This is a genomic window from Olsenella sp. KH1P3, assembly GCF_900167315.1.
Lineage (GTDB): Bacteria > Actinomycetota > Coriobacteriia > Coriobacteriales > Atopobiaceae > Olsenella_J > Olsenella_J umbonata_A.
In genome coordinates this window covers 44,739-62,432 of sequence record NZ_FUWQ01000003.1, presented here as the reverse complement: position 1 = coordinate 62,432, position 17,694 = coordinate 44,739, and the positions used below count along the sequence as shown (strand labels likewise).

Annotated in this window: 12 protein-coding genes and 3 tRNA genes; 9 read left to right on the top strand and 6 right to left on the bottom strand. The window is 60.6% G+C overall.

Annotated features, from left to right (window positions below; all coding sequences use genetic code 11):
• The first annotated feature begins 39 nt into the window (after positions 1–39).
• Positions 40–411, top strand: a complete 372-nt coding sequence (locus tag B5D13_RS04955; protein ID WP_078687232.1) for a hypothetical protein — start codon at positions 40–42, stop codon at positions 409–411.
• Between the two features lie 72 nt (positions 412–483).
• Here B5D13_RS04955 and B5D13_RS04950 read toward each other — a convergent pair.
• From B5D13_RS04950 to gluQRS, 4 genes are all read right to left on the bottom strand, one after another.
• A tRNA-Arg gene (locus B5D13_RS04950) sits at positions 484–560 on the bottom strand.
• 137 nt (positions 561–697) lie between these two features.
• Positions 698–774 (bottom strand) — tRNA-Arg (locus B5D13_RS04945).
• Positions 775–989: 215 nt separating this feature from the next.
• A tRNA-Ser gene (locus B5D13_RS04940) sits at positions 990–1,080 on the bottom strand.
• A gap of 50 nt (positions 1,081–1,130) precedes the next feature.
• On the bottom strand, positions 1,131–2,096 hold the full coding sequence (gene gluQRS, locus B5D13_RS04935; protein WP_078687231.1) for a tRNA glutamyl-Q(34) synthetase GluQRS: 966 nt from the start codon (positions 2,094–2,096) through the stop codon (positions 1,131–1,133).
• Positions 2,097–2,412: 316 nt separating this feature from the next.
• Between gluQRS and arcC the strand changes: the two genes are divergently transcribed.
• Complete coding sequence (gene arcC, locus B5D13_RS04930; protein WP_078687230.1) at positions 2,413–3,381, top strand: carbamate kinase; 969 nt, start codon at positions 2,413–2,415, stop codon at positions 3,379–3,381.
• Positions 3,382–3,481: 100 nt separating this feature from the next.
• Here the strand turns inward: arcC and B5D13_RS04925 are convergent, their stop codons facing one another.
• Positions 3,482–4,465: a LuxR C-terminal-related transcriptional regulator gene (locus tag B5D13_RS04925; protein ID WP_078687229.1), complete on the bottom strand. Its 984-nt coding sequence runs from the start codon at positions 4,463–4,465 to the stop codon at positions 3,482–3,484.
• A 220-nt stretch (positions 4,466–4,685) separates the two neighbouring features.
• On the opposite strand from B5D13_RS04925, the gene B5D13_RS04920 reads away from it, so the two are divergent.
• The 5 genes from B5D13_RS04920 to B5D13_RS04900 all read left to right on the top strand — a co-directional run bounded on the left by B5D13_RS04920 (position 4,686) and on the right by B5D13_RS04900 (position 13,504).
• A complete protein-coding gene (locus B5D13_RS04920; RefSeq protein WP_078687228.1) occupies positions 4,686–5,345 on the top strand; it encodes a hypothetical protein in 660 nt (219 codons plus the stop codon).
• A gap of 175 nt (positions 5,346–5,520) precedes the next feature.
• Positions 5,521–9,075 (top strand): pyruvate:ferredoxin (flavodoxin) oxidoreductase, encoded by a 3,555-nt coding sequence (gene nifJ, locus B5D13_RS04915; protein ID WP_078687227.1) that lies wholly within the window; start codon positions 5,521–5,523, stop codon positions 9,073–9,075.
• Between the two features lie 469 nt (positions 9,076–9,544).
• Positions 9,545–10,603, top strand: coding sequence for a putrescine carbamoyltransferase (gene ptcA, locus B5D13_RS04910; RefSeq protein ID WP_078687226.1), 1,059 nt, complete (start codon positions 9,545–9,547; stop codon positions 10,601–10,603).
• Between the two features lie 141 nt (positions 10,604–10,744).
• Complete coding sequence (locus B5D13_RS04905) at positions 10,745–12,169, top strand: APC family permease (protein ID WP_078687225.1); 1,425 nt, start codon at positions 10,745–10,747, stop codon at positions 12,167–12,169.
• A gap of 120 nt (positions 12,170–12,289) precedes the next feature.
• The gene (locus B5D13_RS04900) at positions 12,290–13,504 is read left to right on the top strand and encodes an agmatine deiminase family protein (protein WP_078687224.1); all 1,215 of its coding nucleotides are present in this window, start codon (positions 12,290–12,292) and stop codon (positions 13,502–13,504) included.
• 234 nt (positions 13,505–13,738) lie between these two features.
• On the opposite strand, the gene B5D13_RS04895 is transcribed toward B5D13_RS04900, so the two are convergent.
• Positions 13,739–14,656, bottom strand: coding sequence for a YitT family protein (locus B5D13_RS04895; protein ID WP_078687223.1), 918 nt, complete (start codon positions 14,654–14,656; stop codon positions 13,739–13,741).
• A gap of 342 nt (positions 14,657–14,998) precedes the next feature.
• Here B5D13_RS04895 and B5D13_RS04890 point away from each other — a divergent pair, with 342 nt between their 5' ends.
• Both B5D13_RS04890 and B5D13_RS04885 read left to right on the top strand, forming a co-directional pair.
• On the top strand, positions 14,999–16,225 hold the full coding sequence (locus B5D13_RS04890; protein ID WP_078687222.1) for a glycosyltransferase family 2 protein: 1,227 nt from the start codon (positions 14,999–15,001) through the stop codon (positions 16,223–16,225).
• Positions 16,222–17,571 (top strand): histidine kinase, encoded by a 1,350-nt coding sequence (locus tag B5D13_RS04885; RefSeq protein ID WP_200802611.1) that lies wholly within the window; start codon positions 16,222–16,224, stop codon positions 17,569–17,571. The genes B5D13_RS04890 and B5D13_RS04885 overlap by 4 nt, the downstream gene beginning before the upstream one ends.
• Positions 17,572–17,694 lie beyond the last annotated feature (123 nt).

Here is a 17,694-nt window from a genome sequence, read left to right as displayed (position 1 = left end):
CGGGTACAAAAGAGGTAGACGTCGGGGAGGGGAGCAGCAATGGATGAGAAGAACAATATGACAGCGTGCAAGGTGCTCAGGAGCTCCTGCGAAGGCGGTGAGCAGCGCAAGATAGTAATGGGGAGGGAGCGTGACTCGCTGGTGGTTCGCGAGTGCACGGAAGGCGAGCTGACGAAAGCGATCTTTGGTGACTATCGGCATGACCACTCGCTCCGCCTTGCGCGGAAGCAGGAAGAGGAGGTCGCGCGGCTTGCGAACGTTGGGGCTGCGGCGCAGGCGCTGCAGGCGTTCTTTGGCGGAACGGGTCGAGTCCTCTTGGACCTGGAAGATTGGCTTGATGCCAACGGAGTGGCGTTTGAGTATCGCTCTAAGACCGGAGAGGACGTTGTCTTTCGTCCCGCTCGGGGGTGACGGCCACGTCACACCTTCGGGCCGGTGAGCGTGGATATGAAAAGAGCCCCTTTCGGGGCTCTGAACGTTCGCTGGTGCGGCGTACAGGATTCGAACCTGTGACGTTCTGATTCGTAGTCAGACCCTCTATCCAGCTGAGGTAACGCCGCTTGCGCAGTAACTAAAATGACACTCTTATTCGGGTGCGTCAAGCAAAAGTTCAAATCAGTTTGTCCGTTCGCCCATACTTCACATTGACTGGAAGAGCGACAAAAAAAGAGCCCCTTTCGGGGCTCTGAACGTTCGCTGGTGCGGCGTACAGGATTCGAACCTGTGACGTTCTGATTCGTAGTCAGACCCTCTATCCAGCTGAGGTAACGCCGCTTGCGCAGTAACTAAAATGACACTCTTATTCGGGTGCGTCAAGCGACAAAAACAATTTTTTGAATGCATCACACTATTCTTCGCAATGAGCTGGTGAAACGCGGCAAAAAACTCAGCGATCGACTTGTGGGAACAATGATGGCGCGTCCTACGGGGGGTCGAAGGAGGCCAAGAAAACCCGCCCCGCCTTGTCAGGCGGGGCGGGCAGGCTTCTCTGGCGGAGAGCTGGGGATTCGAACCCCAGATAGGATTTGGTCCTATACTCGCTTAGCAGGCGAGCACCTTCGGCCTCTCGGTCAGCTCTCCAAAATGTGATGCTTACGCATCATACCCTACATTTGGCGGAAGTCACAACACTATCTTCCCAAAATAAAAGAATCATCAACCGCAACGTCAGCGACGTGCATCCTGATTGCCTCCCACGAGAAGCGCTCTACGAACTGCGTCGCTGTCAGCTCTTCTCCGGCTTCCGCAAGGTCGATGGCGTGGGCGAGGGAGCCTATCACCTGCTCGGGATGTATCCCGCGGGCCCTCAGGGCACCCAGGTCTAGGTCCCCGTCGCGCTTCGAGAGACGCCTGCCGTCTGGCGCAACCAGCAGGGGGACGTGCCCGTAGCGAGGGGGCTCGAAGCCGAGGAGCCTTGCTATGTATGACTGCCGCGCCGATGATGCGAGCAGGTCGTGCCCGCGTACCACCTCGTTAACCCCCATAAGGCTGTCATCCACTACTACGGCGAGCTGGTAGGCGATGACTCCGTCGCTGCGGCGAATCAGGAAGTCGCCGCAGTCGTCCGCCAGGATTTCATGCTGATGGCCGTAGCCAAGGTCGTCGTAGTCGAAGGTTCCGTTGGGGTCCGATCTCTCTGGCACCACGAGTCGCTTTGCGGGAGGGCGCTGGAGGCTCTTCTCGGCAATCTCTTGGGCATTGAGGTGCCGGCAGGTTCCTTGGTAGATATAGGTTCCGTCGGAGGCGTGTGGGGCTGATGCTGCGTGCAGTTCCGAACGCGTGCAGAAGCAGGGGTATGTTAGTCCCTTGTTGTCGAGTCGCGCGATGGCGTCCAGGTAGTAATTCTGGCGTTCGCTCTGGTAGTAGGGCCCCTCGTCCCAGTCGAGGCCAAGCCACCGAAGGTCGTCCAGAACCAGACGGGCCTTCTGGGGATCCTGGGTGCGCGGATCTAGGTCTTCGATGCGCATGACCATGCGGCCGCCTTGGGACCTGGCCGAAGACCACGCAATAAGCGCCGAGAAGGCGTTGCCCAGGTGCATCCTGCCCGAAGGGGAGGGAGCAAAACGCCCGATGATCTGTGAAGTCGACTTGTTCATGCAAGTAATCCTAGCGCGTGACACGCGCGGTTTAGCAAGGTTGAGCCAAAAAAGCTGCAGGGGAGTTCTTGCGGGGCGTCGGCGTCTAAAAAAGATGATATGTACAACTGAATACAATATATTGGATAAACATAAAATGCCATGCAAGACAATGTGTAAGAACTATCTATCTACCTTTGAAAACGAAAAAACTACCGTTTATAGAATCGGCAATTATGCCAACATTATCTTCAAATGAGCGGTATAGTTTTAGGCCCGATAGGAGAGGCGGCTTAGGCCGCCTTCATATTTTCGAACTCTTGCGAAGGAGAGAAACATGTCCAAGGCATTCGGCAAGCCTAACCGCGTTGTCATCGCCCTCGGCGGCAATGCACTCGGCAACACCCCCGAGGAGCAGATCGAGAAGGTTCGTGCTGCTGCCCCCACCTTGCTTAAGGTTATCGAGCAGGGCAACGAGATCATCATCACCCACGGCAATGGCCCGCAGGTCGGCATGATCCAGAACGCTTTCGCGTCTGCCCACAAGGACAACCCCGAGAAGATCCCCGCGATGGATCTTCCCGAGTGCGGTGCCATGTCTCAGGGCTACATTGGCTACCACCTGCAGCAGGCAATTGGTGCGGCAATGCACAAGGAGTACAAGCGTTGGCACGTTGCTTCCGTTGTGACTCAGATCGAGGTTGACCCCGATGACGACGCGTTCAAGAACCCCACCAAGCCCATCGGCGCCTTCATGACCAAAGAGGAGGCTGACGCCGAGCTCGTCAAGCACCCTGACTGGAACATCGTCGAGGACTCCGGCCGTGGCTACCGTCGCGTCGTCGCTTCCCCGCAGCCCAAGAAGATCGTCGAGTACGAGAGCATCCTGAACCTCCTCGACAACGAGTTCATCGTCATCGCCTGTGGCGGCGGCGGAATCCCCGTCGTCCGCGACTACTCCGACAAGGGCACCTACAAGGGTGTTGCCGCTGTCATCGACAAGGACATGGGCGGCGAGCTCCTTGCTGAGGACTGCTCTGCTGACATGCTCGTCCTCCTTACCGCTGTCGACCATGTTGCCATCAACTTCGGCAAGCCCGATCAGCAGGACCTCGAGGACATTACCGTCGAGCAGGCCCGCGAGTACGTCGAGGCCGGCCAGTTCGGCAAGGGCTCCATGGAGCCCAAGGTCAAGGCTGGCATCAAGTTCGCCGAGTCTCGTCCGGGCCGCGTCTGCATCATCGGCTCCCTCGACAAGGCGGCAGAGGCCATGGCTGGTCTTTCCGGCACCCGCATCCACGCCTAATCGCGCGGGCAACCGAAATGCCAAAGGAGGTCGCAACTCAGGTTGCGACCTCCTTTTTCGTTGCGATTCCTGCAAGAGGGCAAGGCTCTTCTTGCCTGAGCTAGCTTGCCCAGAAGTCCTTGCGGAGCTCCTCGCGGTTTGGCGTCTCGCACTTCTTCATAATGTTGTGCAGGTGCGTCTTGACGGTACCCTCGGCCAGGAAGAGCTCCGTGGCAATTTCGCGATTGGTTTTGCCCTCCATTGCGAACGCAAGAATCTCCCGCTCCCTTTTTGAGAGGGAATGCTCTGCTGCGTACCTCGGCAGGCGGTTCTCGATGTGGTTGAGCAGGTTCGAGTCGCGCTCCGCGTCATTGACGATCTCGGGAGGCTCGTTGAAGCGTAGTGCCAGGTCCTTAACCGTCTGGTGAATGACGGTGGCCGCAATGCAGCACATCATGAGGTTCTCTGAGACGCTTCGGCTCGAGAGGAAAACGCCCGCGAAATCGTTGTCTCCCGAGGGAATCGGAGCCACCAGGATGACGACGGTGTCCTCCACGACGATGAGCACGATAAGGACAATGAGAAGAAGGATCTGACGCTTCCGCTTGAGCATCCTCTTGTGGAGCACATCGTCCTCAGAGCGCTTGCACTTTACGAGGCCGTAGACTAGGCAGCCAATGAGAGAGACTTGTCTCATGCCGTAGAAGAGCCACTGGCGAAGGGGGCCGTAGGGCATGAGGATGAGAATAAGGGTCTGAGATATGACCAGCACCGTGGCGGGGACGGCGACCGCCCAGGGGCTCTTCTCGTCGATTATGTCAAAGACGATGAGCCAGAAGCAGACGAGCACGATCGCGCCGATGATGATTCTGAACGCGGGATTGTCAATCGCGTAGTAGTTGTCGTAGTTGATCTGGCCGATGTTCTGTATAGCCCACTCTCCCGCGAAGATGCTCGCTAGTTCGATGAAGTAGGCGATGAAGAACGTCGTCTGGGGCAGGTACTTTATGCGGTGGGAGACGACGAAGGCCGAGAGCGAAATCGATGCGGTGCTAAGACAAACGCACAGGATGGCAATGGTGTAGATGAAGAAGAACATGCTCATAAGGCTGCCCAATCACCCCTAATGTCGGCTTATCCTGAACCGGATCGAGTCGGCCGGCCAATCCAGAAGTATACCGTGAAACAAGAAGACGCCCCGATCGGCAAGATGTCGCGGTTTGAGATTGAGGGCACGGCCGCTCGGGGAATTGGGTAATTACTGCAACAAATATATGTTGCTGAGGGCCTCTGCTGCAGCGAGGCATCGAGGACAGGAGACGCGAGTGACAGACGAGCACAACAGCTTTGACCCCGACTTTACCCTGGGAACCCCCTCGATCGTGTGCCGATGGAGGCTGTCGGGCGCATCGCTTCCCATGGAGAACCGGCACCTTCGCGCGCTGGGCAAGCGCGTGGGGCCTTCCGGGAAGCCCGTGTCCTGCGACCTGATAGCGTGGGCGAAGCAACACATCGAATGGACGCTGAAGGAGGGCGCTTCTCGCCATCCTGAAGGAACCCTCATGGTGGTCATCGACGAGGAGGGTAGGGCGGCCATGTCCGTCGGCCCCTACGAGCCTCTTGAGGACCTGAGGTTTGCCTCGCTTCTGGGAAGGATTGACCTCTCGTACCGTGAGGGCGAGAAGACCGGCGTTCCTCCCGAGACCATCTGGGCCGTCGTGGAGGGCGTCCTCTGCTGGGGCCTTGACGAGCAGGAGAGCCCCTCGGGCGCCGCGACGCTTGTCGAGGACCTCGCCAAGACGCTTGGCATCCGCGTTGAGAGGAGGCCGGGGCTCCTCAATTTGGTGCGCTCGCGACAAGTGATTCCGAGCGAGGTGTTCTTCGTTTCGGACGAGCACGGCATCGTCCTTCCGGACGAACTCTCGGGAGAAATGGGCGAGAAATTTGCGAGTGGTTATAGACGGCTACTTGAACGGTCGAAATAACCAAAAAGTGACCTACTACCAAGCACCGAATAGGTAGTTTAACCTTGGATTTTCTCACTCTGTCGCATCGCATTTGCGCGATAATTCACCTATGTGCGTCCGCTTTGCATCGCAGTGTTTGCGTTTGTTCCAGGCGTGAACGAGGACGCCTGGAGAAGATATGTAAGGAGAGGATATGGCAAGGAAATTCAAGTCGATGGACGGCAACGAGGCCGCTGCTTGGGTCTCGTACGCCTTCACCGAGGTGGCGGGTATTTATCCTATTACCCCGTCCAGCCCCATGGCCGACCACGTCGACCAGTGGGCGGCAAAGGGGCTGAAGAACGTCTTCGGCACCCCTGTCCGCGTGGTCGAGATGGAGTCTGAGGCTGGCGCGTCCGGCACGGTTCACGGCTCTCTCGGCGCGGGCGCCCTCACGACGACCTATACGGCGTCACAGGGTCTACTCCTCATGATTCCGAACATGTACAAGATTGCTGGCGAGGGACTCCCGGGCGTCTTCCACGTCTCTGCGCGTACGGTTGCCTCTCACGCTCTGAACATCTTCGGCGACCACTCGGACGTCATGGCCTGTCGCCAGACTGGCTTTGCCATGCTCGCCGAGGGCAATGTCCAGGAGGTTATGGACCTCGCTCCCGTCGCCCACCTCGCCGCTATCGAAGGCAAGGTTCCGTTCCTGAACTTCTTCGACGGCTTCCGCACTTCTCACGAGATCCAGAAGGTCGCAACCTGGGACTTCGACGACCTCGCCGACATGCTCGATATGGATGCGGTCCAGGAGTTCCGCGATCACGCCCTCAACCCTGAGCACCCGCACGCGCGCGGCGCCCACGAGAACGGCGACATCTTCTTCCAGCACCGTGAGGCCTGCAACTCCTATTACGACGCGCTTCCCGCCGTCGTCCAGGGTTACATGGACAAGATCAACGAGAAGCTGGGCACCGACTATCACCTGTTTGACTACTATGGTGCCGAGGACGCGGACCGCGTTGTCGTCTGCATGGGCTCCTTCTGCGACACGCTCGAGGAGGTCATCGATTACCTCAACGCCCACGGCGAAAAGGTCGGCCTGGTCAAGGTTCGCCTCTACCGCCCCTGGTCCGTCAAGGACTTCGTTGCCGCCCTGCCCAAGAGCGTTAAGAAGGTCGCTGTTCTCGACCGCACCAAGGAGCCGGGTTCCATCGGCGAGCCCCTCTATCAGGACGTCGTTTCCGCGCTCTATGAGTCTGGCATGACCGATCTTGTGACCGTCGGCGGCCGCTATGGCCTCGGTTCCAAGGACGAGCCCCCCGCGGCTGCGTTTGCGATCTACGAGGAGCTCAAGAAGGACGAGCCCAAGCGCGAGTTCACCGTCGGCATCGTCGACGATGTCACGAACCTCTCGCTGCCGATGGACGAGGACGCGCCCAACACGTCCGCGCCTGGCACCATCGAGTGCAAGTTCTGGGGCCTTGGTGGCGACGGTACCGTCGGCGCCAACAAGAACTCTATCAAGATCATCGGCGACCACACCGACAAGTACGTTCAGGCGTACTTCCAGTACGACTCCAAGAAGACTGGTGGCGTCACGATTTCCCACTTGCGTTTTGGTGACTCTCCCATTCGTTCGCCCTACTACGTGACTAAGGCCGATTTCGTCGCCTGCCACAACCCCAGTTACATTATCAAGGGCTTTAAGATGGTCCGCGACGTGAAGCCGGGCGGCGCCTTCCTTGTCAACTGCCAGTGGAGCGACGAGGAGTTTGCGAAGCATATGCCCGCGAACGCCAAGCGCTACATCGCGAAGAACGACATCAACGTCTACCTGATCGACGCAATTGACCTTGCGGCCAAGGTCGGCATGGGCAAGCGCACCAACACGGTTCTCCAGTCCGCCTTCTTCGCGCTGGCCAAGGTGCTTCCCGCGGAGGACGCGCTCCAGTACATGAAGGACGCGGCGACCAAGTCTTACTCCAAGAAGGGCGAGGCCATCGTCGCCGCAAACCACAAGGCGATCGATGCCGGCGCGACCGCGTTCCGCAAGTTCGAGGTTCCCGCCGACTGGGCTACTGCCGAGGACAAGCCTGAGGTCTTGTCCCTCGAGGGCCGCGAGGCAATCGTCAAGCAGGTCAAGGACCTCCTTACCCCCATCAACAAGATGGACGGCGACTCCCTGCCCGTCTCCGCGTTCAAGTGCAACCCTGACGGCCAGTGGGAGCTTGGTGCCTCCGCCTACGAGAAGCGTGGAACCGCCGTTATGGTTCCCCGCTGGGACGAGACGAAGTGCATCCAGTGCAACCAGTGCGCCTATGTGTGCCCGCACGCCACGATCCGTCCGGTTGCCATGACCGCAGACGAGGCTGCTGCCGCGCCCGAGGCCATGAAGATGTCCGACCTCAAGATTCCGAAGGACACCGGCTACAAGTTCGCAATCGCCGTCTCGCCGCTTGACTGCATGGGCTGCTGGAACTGTCTTGCCGTCTGCCCCAAGAGCGACCTCAAGGAGGGTGGTGCCCTCACGATGGTCCCGCAGGAGGAAGAGGCTGCACAGGCAGAGGTCTGGGACTACGCCGTCAAGAAGGTGAGCGAGAAGACCGAGCTCGCTAACGACAAAAACGTCAAGGGCTCTCAGTTCCACAAGCCGCTGCTCGAGTTCTCCGGCTCCTGCGCCGGCTGCGCCGAGACCTCGTACGCACGCCTGGTGACCCAGCTCTTCGGCGACCGCATGTTCATCTCCAATGCCACCGGCTGCTCCTCCATTTGGGGCAACCCCGCGGCGACCGCGCCGTACACCGTCAACGCCGAGGGCCACGGCCCCGCGTGGAACAACTCGCTGTTCGAGGACAACGCGGAGCACGGCCTTGGCTTCAACGTCGGCTACGAGGCGGAGCAGGATCGTCTGGTCGCGGCGACCGAGGCACTTCTCGACACTGACGTCTCCGATGAGTTCAAGGCGGCCGCCCAGGCCTGGCTTGAGTCCAGGAACGACAGCGCCCTCTCCAGGTCGGTCTCCGATGCCTACATCGAGGCTCTGGAGAAGAACGGCTCCGATACCGCCAGGGCAATCCTGGCCGACAAGTCCTACCTCTCCAAGAAGTCCTTCTGGATTTTCGGCGGCGACGGCTGGGCCTACGACATCGGCTTCGGTGGCCTTGACCACGTGCTTGCCTCTGGCCGCAACGTCAACGTCTTCGTCTTCGACACCGAGGTCTACTCAAACACCGGTGGCCAGGCTTCCAAGGCGTCCAACATCGGTCAGGTCGCACAGTTTGCCGCTGCCGGCAAGGAGACCAAGAAGAAGTCTCTCGCCGAGATCGAGATGAGCTATGGCTACGTCTACGTCGCTCAGGTCGCTATGGGCGCCAACCAGGCGCAGACCCTCAAGGCCATCGCCGAGGCCGAGGCTTACGATGGTCCGTCACTGATCATCGGCTACAGCCCCTGCGAGATGCACTCCATCGCCAAGGGCGGCATGATGCACTGCCAGGAAGAGATGAAGAAGGCTGTCGACTGCGGTTACTGGAACCTCTTCCGCTTCAACCCCGCGGCTGAGCCCGGCAAGAAGTTCTCCCTCGACTCCAAGGAGCCGAAGGGCGGCTATCAGGAGTTCCTCAAGAATGAGGCGCGCTATAGCCGTCTGACCCGCGAGTTCCCCGAGCGTGCGGAGCAGCTCTTCGAGCAGAACGAGAAGAACGCCATGGAGCGCTACGAGCACCTGCTTAAGCTCAAGGCGATGTACGCCGAGGCCTAGTGCCTTCGTGGCATGGTCGTCTTTCGGGCCCACGCGAAAGCGTGGGCCCTTTTTTGTGCCGCGAAGGCGTGAGCGACGGGAGGGCTGTGTCCTAAACCTCTCTAGTCCGCATCGCCGAGGCGTCGCGGACGGTAGCTATCGGGCTGCGGGCGGTTGAGAAGGCCAGTCCGCCACCTTGCCCCGTCTGGCCGCCCTTGTCCTTCTCCTGCTTGAGGACGTTTCGAGCCTACGTTCTCTACCAGCTGATTTACCGAAGGTTTAGGGAGGGGTTAGGCCTCCTGTCACCCAAAGAATCCGCTATAAACTGGCGGACGAAAATGGTCGAGCCGAATATGGGGTCGTGCATTTTCGAGCGCTCTCCAATCGTGCCGGAGAGCCGCTCGGTGTGAATGGGGGCTCCGGTCCAGAAGGGGGGCGGAGCGAGTCGACGGGCGTCACTTCGGCGCAATCGTAAGAAAGGAAGCACGACATGACCATGCCCAAGGATTACATCGACACCAATGCCTATACCAAGGAGGAACTCCTTGCCCTCGAGGACCTCGGTCTTGCAATGAAGAAGGCCATCAAGGTCGACGGTTTCTATCCCCACCTGAAGCGCAACAAGTCTCTCGGCATGATCTTCCAGCAGGTGTCCACGCGTACCCGCCTGTCCTTCGAGACTGCAATGACCGACCTTGGCGGCCACGCGCAGTTCTATGGCCCCGGCACCATCCAGCTCGGCGGCCACGAGTCTCTCGGCGACACCGCTCGCGTCATGGGCTCCCTGCTCGACATCATGATGGCTCGCGTCAACCGTCACAAGGACGTCGTCGGCCTTGCCGAGGGGTCTGCGGTTCCCGTGATCAACGGCATGTCTGAGTACAACCACCCCACCCAAGAGCTGGGTGACCTCATGACCATGCTCGAAAACCTCCCCGAGGGCAAGAAGATTGAGGACTGTACCCTCGCCTTCATCGGCGACGCGACCCAGGTCTGTGTCTCTCTCATGTTCATATGCTCGAAGATCGGCATGAAGTTCGTGCAGTACGGCCCCAAGGGTCACCAGATCACCGACGGCGGCCTTCAGGTCGAGAACAAGGTCGACTTGCTTGCCATTGGCGAGGAGAACTGCAAGAAGTCTGGCGGCTCCATCGTGATTTCCGACGACATCGAGTGCATCAAGGGTGCTGACTTCATCTACACCGACGTTTGGTACGGCCTGTACGACGACGAGGAGGGCGGCGAGTCTTACATGGACGTCTTCTACCCCAAGTACCAGGTCACCATGGACATGATGAACTACGCTTCCCCCAACTCCAAGTTCATGCACTGCCTGCCCGCCACCCGCGGCGAGGAGGTTACCGACGAGGTTATGGATAACCCCGAGCGCTCCCTCTGCTGGGTCGAGGCTGAGAACCGCAAGCATTCCATCCGCGCTCTCCTCGCCGCCCTCGGCGAGCGTACCCCGCTCAACGACGAGGACCTCGAGTACTCCGCCAAGGCTGAGCTCCACGCTGCTCTGGACAAGATCGCCGAGCTCCAGAAGTAAGCGCTCCCTGCGCCTGCGTTACGGGGTAGGGCACGCCCCGGTATCAAGCTGCCCCTCCCGCCCGCGGAGTCGGGCGGGAGGATTCTATTGTGTCGCGGCGCGTCGGCGCCGCGACGATCGTCACGAAAGAGGAGAAGCGCAATGGGTGAGAAGAAGGGCCTTTCGTTCCTCACCGTCATTTCGACGGTCATCTGCGTCGTCTTCGTGTGCGAGGCTGCGGCTCCTGCGGCGGCCATTGGTAATCAGCAGTTCTTCTGGTGGATCTTCCTGATCCTCACCTTCCTGATTCCCTATGGCCTTGCGGTTGCCGAGCTTGGCACCACGTACGACAGCGAGGGCGGCATCATCGACTGGATTCGAGACGGACTCGGCGACAAGTGGGCGGCCCGCGCGTCCTACTACTACTGGGTCAACTACCCGTTCTGGATCGCGTCGCTGTCCACGCTGTTTCCAGCGGTCATCAACATGGCCTTTGGCATCGAGTTCACCACGGTCACTGGTCTTCTTGTCGAGCTGGCCTTTACCTGGATCGTCACCTTCATGTCGTTCTCGAAGGTCTCCGACTCCGAGATCATCCTGAACGGTGGCGCAATCATCAAGGTCATCGTCGCGGTGCTCGTCGGCTGCCTGGGCATCTGGTTCGCCTCCCAGAACGGCTTCGCCAACGACATGAGCTTCCAGACCTTCCTGCCTTCCGGCGACCTCAACGCTCTGAGCTACATCTCGATCATCATCTTCAACTTCATGGGCTTCGAGGTCATCTGCACCATGACGGGTGACATGAAGGATCCCAACAAGGACATCCCCAAGGCCATCATCCTTGGCGGCGTCGCAATCGCGGCCATCTACCTCTTTGCCGGCTTTGGTATCGGTGCCGCAATTCCTTCCGATCAGATCGACCCTGACTACGGCATGATCGTCGCCGTTCAGGCCATGGTTGGTGACTCCATCCTGTTCAAGGCCGTCTGCGTCGCCTTCCTCGTCACGCTCTTCGCAAACATGGCCTCGTGGTCCTTCGGCGTCAACTCCGCGGCGGCATACGCTGCTAAGACGGGCAACATGCCCAAGGCGTTTGGCAAGATGAACCCCAAGACCGGCATGCCCGACCAGGCCGCCATCATCAACGGCGTCGTCGCCTCGCTGGTCCTCTGCATCCAGCTCATCCCCATTGAGGCAATCTCCAACGGCATCTTCTGGATGCTCTTCGGACTCTCGGTCGTGTTCCTGCTCCTGACCTACGTACCCATGTTCCCGGCGTTCATGAACCTGCGCAAGAACGACCCGAATCGCGAGCGCGTGTACAAGCTTCCCTTTAAGGGTGTCCTGCTGAAGATCGCCATGGTTGTTCCCATGGTCGAGCTCATCGCGGTGACCATCACCACGGTCGTCCCCCTCAGCGCCGCCGAGGTTGACGGAAAGCTTCCGAAGCTCATCGGCTTCATCGTCCTTCTGGCCATCGGCGAGGTCGTGCGCATCGTCTCCGCCAAGGATCGCGACGAGGAGTACATGGGTCTGACGCCCGAGCTCGCCCAGAAGCGCCTGGCCGAGGAGGCCGCGGCCGAGTAGGAGAAGGTCTTCTCCGCTTGCGTCGGAACGTGTTCCGACTCGCTCTAACCACCTTGTTCGTATTGTTCTCGAAGCGCGGCCGCCGCATGGGCGGCGGCCGCCTCAAGAGGAGGAAATGCAATGCGTACCATATTTGAGTCTGACTCAACCCCCAAGGCCGACGGCTTCCGCATGCCCGCCGAGTTCGACCCGCAGGATCGCGTCTGGATGGGCTGGCCCACCCGCACCGACACCTGGTCGTTCGGCGCCAAGCCTGCACAGGAGCAGTATGCAAACATCGCTCGCGCCATCGCCGAGTTCACGCCGGTTACCATGTGCGCCAACGAGCGCGACTACGCCAACTGCAAGGCCGTCTTCGAGGAGGACGAGAACGTCCGCGTCATCGAGATGACCACCGACGACGCCTGGTTCCGCGATACCGGAGCGACCTTCGTCGTGAACGACACGGGCGAGAAGCGCGCGGTCAACTGGCACTTCAACGCCTACGGCGGACTGGTGGACGGCCTCTACTTCCCCTGGCGCGCTGACGACGAGATCGCCCAGAAGATTGCCGAGATTGCTGGCGTGAAGGCCTATCGTCCCGACTACGTCATCCTCGAGGGCGGCTCCATTACCGTCGACGGCGAGGGCACCCTTGTCGTGACCGACCAGTGCCTGCTCTCTCCCGGCCGCACCTGCTCTGCCCTCGTGGCCGATGAGGAGAGAGGGGACACCATCTGGCCCAAGTGCGCTCGCAAGTTCGAGCCTTGGTCCGAGGAGCTTCGCGAGTACATGAACGAGGAGCTCAAGAAGTACCTGGGCGTCGAGAAGGTCATCTGGGTCAAGGAGGGCATCGATCCCGAGGAGACCAACGGCCACATCGACGACGTCGCGACCTTCATCGCGCCGGGCGTCATGGCCTGCATCTGGACCGACGATCCCGAGTACCCGTTCTACCGCCAGTGCCACGAGGCATACGAGACTCTCAGCAACGCGACCGACGCGCAGGGCCGGAAGCTCAAGGTCTACAAGCTCCCGATGCCCGTGAAGCCGCTGTACATGACGCAGGAGGCCTGCGACTCCATCGACGTCGACGAGGCTGCGGAGCCGCGCGTTCCCGACGAGCCCCTGATCGCCTCCTACATGAATTACCTCGTCACCAACCACGGCGTCATCACCCCGCAGTACGGCGACGAGAACGACCAGCTTGCCGTCGACACGCTCCAGAAGATCTATGACGAGACCTGGGGCGAGGGCGTCTATAAGGTTGTGGGTGTCAAGTCCGAGCAGGTCGTCTACGGCGGCGGCAATATCCACTGCATCACCCAGCAGGAGCCTTCCGCTCAGGCCAAGTAGGTCCTCCCACCTCCTTGGGGCGTACGGATAGGCGGACGGCACCAAGCGAAACGTCATGGGGACGTCCCCGGCTTGCCGGGGACGTCCCCATGACTGTAAAAGGACGTTCGGTTGCGCGTGCCTGAGACGTGGGGCGCCGATTGTGCATGCCTGTGGCATGGTGCTGTCACTGGTGCTGTCACTGGAGCTCGGTCGGCGTCGTCGCCCTACCTGCGTCCGGCGAGGGGCGATGGGCTAGACGCCGCGGAAGCCCCTGCCGATGATTTCCGAGCTGCTGACGATGGTGATGAACGCGTCTGGGTCGTTGTCGCGCAGGAAGACGCGCAGCTGCTTGGCTTCGCTGCGAGAAAGGACGGAGACCAGAACCGTCTCGCGCTTTCCGGTGAAGCCGCCACGCTCTTCTCGAATGGTTGCGGTGCGATGGAGGTTCCTGACCAGGTAGGTCAGCACGGTGTCGGGGTCTCGGCTGATGACGGTGCAGACCTTGCGCTGGTTGACGCTCTCGATGACGGTATCGACCACGAAGGCCTTGCCAAACAGGCCGAGCACGCAGTAGAGGCCGGTGCGTGGCCCATACAGGGTTGCGGCACCGGCGACGATGGCGGCGTCGACCACCATGAGGGCCTTTCCGATTTCGAGCGAGCTGTACTTCTTCAGGATCATCGCCAGGATGTCGGTGCCACCCGTCGACGCGCCGATGTTGAAGATGATGCCGCTGCCCACGGCCGGAAGCAGCACGGCGAAGATGAGCTCGAGCAAGGTGTCGTCCGTCATGGGGCCGCTCAGGTGAATGGCGATCTCGAGCAGCGAGGTGAACGCCGAGAGTGCCAGCGACGAGTATACGGTCCAGCCGATGGTCTTCCTGTCCAGGAAGATTAGGCCGAGCACGACCAGGATGATGTTGATGACCCACATGAACGCGCTGACCGGCAGGGTGGGGAAGAGCGTCGAGAGGATGATTGACATGCCCGATGTGCCGCCCATGGCGAAGTGGTTGGGCGACTTGAAGGCGACGATGCCCAATGCCGTGATGAAGAGGCCCACATTGAGGGTGATGAAGAAACGCGCGGGAGAGGGCTTCTCGCGCCTGCGCGATATCTTCCCGCCTTCCTCTATCTCGCTGTCGGACAATTGCTCTTGTATTGGCTGCATATTACATTCTCTCTTACTCACGCAAGCGCTGGTGCGCCTTTCATTTCCAACCGTTGCATTCGTTATATTTGAACGGCACTTCGAAAGACTGATTCGGCTGGGGTGGCAAGTCAACCGGTTCTCGCGGACCTGCACATAATAGTCCATAAACGGAGCGAACGGGGTAGAATGGTCCCAACACGGCCAACGGTCGCTGGCACGGCCCCTGCGCACTTGGAGGAACAACGTGAAACGCGGTACTAAGTCCGGTGCACTTATTCAGCGTCGGGCGCTTATGCCCGCCGCGCGCGGGGTCATGGTTGCCGTCGGCGCCTCCCTGACGGTCGGGAGGTGTGCGCTCAGGTGAATCCCGCCATCGTCATCCCCTCCTATTGGGCCGAAACCGACCAGCCTACCGAAATCGGAGAGGCTGGCGTCTACGACCATGTCACTCCCATCACGAAGCCGGTTCCCGAGCTCGAGACCTGTCTCAGGTCCCTGGAGGCGGTCCGTGGCGTGCTGAGGGTTATCGTCTTGCTCGTTGCGCCCGCGGAGTGCGAGGAGTCTGCCCGCGCACGCGTCGACGCGATCTGCCGGCAGCACCTCTCGCTGAGCCCTATCGTCATCGGCAGCCGCGAGGGTTCCATCGTGAGCGGGGCGGTCGAGAAGGTGGTTCCGCGCATGGACGCCGACTACGTCTCCCTGCGCGGCTATGGCGCCATTCGCAATATGGGTCTTGCGATTGCGGCCATGCTCAACCATGACGTGGTCGTCTTCCTGAACGATGACGAGGTCGTTCTGGACGAGAACTTCCTTATTGACGCGGTCTACGGAATCGGCTCGATCACGCGGCAGGGCATCCCCATCCGCTGCAAGAGCGGCCTGTTTCTTGACTGGCAGAACTCGCCCTACGCAAACGTTGGCCGTCCGCGCTGGTCCGAGCGCCTTTGGTCGAAGCGTATAGAGTTCAACCAGTGGATGCACCGCGCCCTGACGGGAACGCGCATATCGCGTGCCAACTCCCTGTGCGGCGGGTGTTTCGTCGTGAGTGCGGAGGCCTATACCAAGGTTCCATTTGATCCCATCATCAGCAGGGGAGAAGACCTTGACTACCTCTTCAACCTCCGCATGAACGGCATAGATGTCTGGATTGACAACGCCTGGCGCGTGCGCCACCTCCCCCCGGACCTCCCCCAGACGGCCGAGCATTTCGTGCAGGGGGTCTACCGGTGGAGCTACGAGACCGAGAAGATTGCCGCGGCCAATGCTACGCCTGGCATCAGGCAGATTCGCGCGGAGTCGCTCAGGCCGTATCCTTCGGGCTGGATTTCGCCTGACGTGCATCGTCGTATCCGTGGGACGGCGTTCCGTCGGGCGCTTGTGGGGCCCCAGCGGCTTGCATATCTTAAGATACTGTTGTCGGGTCACCGCCGCGCTCGAGCGTGGGCAAAGGAGCACTCGACTGAGTACTTCTCGTTTCAAACGTACTGGCCCCGCATCATGTCGGATCTTTGGGACAGTAAACTGCTTGCCAAGAGACTGCTCAACATGGCGTCTCCAAAACCCGTCGAGGGGGGTTCTCGCTCGTGAATCGTTGGCTTTCTGCGCACTACGGCTCGCTGATGCACATTGGACTCGTCCTGGTCACCATCGTTCTTCTCGCCCTGCTCTCCTGGGGCCTCATCGCCAGCAACCTCTTTGCGGCGATGATTGCTGGCGCGGGTTTGGCCATCGACATCGTTCTTGGCGGCACCAACCTGTTGGTTCCCGATGACTTGCGATCTCAGGCGACCGAGCGCACGCTGCGCGTTGCCTCGGGCACGCTTGCCCACATGGCGGGCGGCCTCACTCCCGAGGGCTGCGTCGCGGTATGCCAGCTGCTGCTCCCCGAGACCTCGGCTGCGGCCATTGCGATGACCGACGTGATCCAGACGATGGCCTACGTGGGCGGCGAAACGCTGGGCACCCATGCCGGCGTGCCCAACACCGCCCCGACGCGCGAGGTCATTTCCAGCGGGCGCATGCAGACCTTCAGCTCGCTCGACCGCGACGAGCGCAACCTGCTCGCGGCATCCGCAAGGCCGGTTGACGGCGATGCGCAGGGGGACGACCTCTATCCCATCGGCATCATCGCGCCACTGACCGTTGCCGACCGCACCGTGGGAACGCTGAAGCTCTACTACCGTCACGCCCGTGAGGTAGACAGGACCCAGCTGACCATCGCGCGTGGCTTTGCCGAGCTCCTCTCCACGCAGCTCTCTACGTACGAGCTGGACCGCCAGGCCGAGCTTACGGCGCGCGCGGAGGTCAAGGCCCTGCAGGCGCAGATCAACCCGCATTTCCTCTTCAACACGCTCAACACCATCGCTGCGCTGACCCGCACCGACCCCACGAAGGCGCGCAACGTGCTGCGCGAGTTCTCGTCCTTCTACCGACGCACGCTCGAAAGCAGCTCAAAGAGCCTCATTCCCCTGTTCGAGGAGCTCGAGCAGACGCGTCGCTACCTGACCATCGAGAAAGCCCGCTTCGGCGAGGACCGCATCGTGGAGACCGAGGCCGTCGAGGAAGGCTGCGGCGAGGTCATGGTTCCGGGCTTCATTGTGCAGCCCATTGTCGAGAACGCCGTGCGCCACGCCATGCGCGACGAGGGGCCGCTCCGTATTGACATCCAAGTGGTCCGCGACGGCGACGACGTCATGCTTGCCGTCGTCGACGACGGAAACGGCATGGACGAGTCCGTTGCCGAGAGACTTCTCGAGGGATCGTCGCAGAACTCCTCGAGCGAGTCCAAGGGCACGGGCATCGCCCTGCGCAACGTCGCCGAGCGCATCGAGCGCTTCTACGGTAAGGGCTCGGGAGTCGAGATCATGAGCAAGGTGGGCGAGGGGACGAGCGTCACGCTGCGCCTAAAGGGGGCCGCTCCCGCGCACGAGTAGCGTCTTGGCCCTGGGCACTAATACAATTGCTTGACGCATTGTCAAATAGACGCAGTTGTCAGCTAAAGGTAAGATTGAGGATGTTGTTGTTGTGTGCCCGCGCCCGCGGGCAAGGAAAGTTGG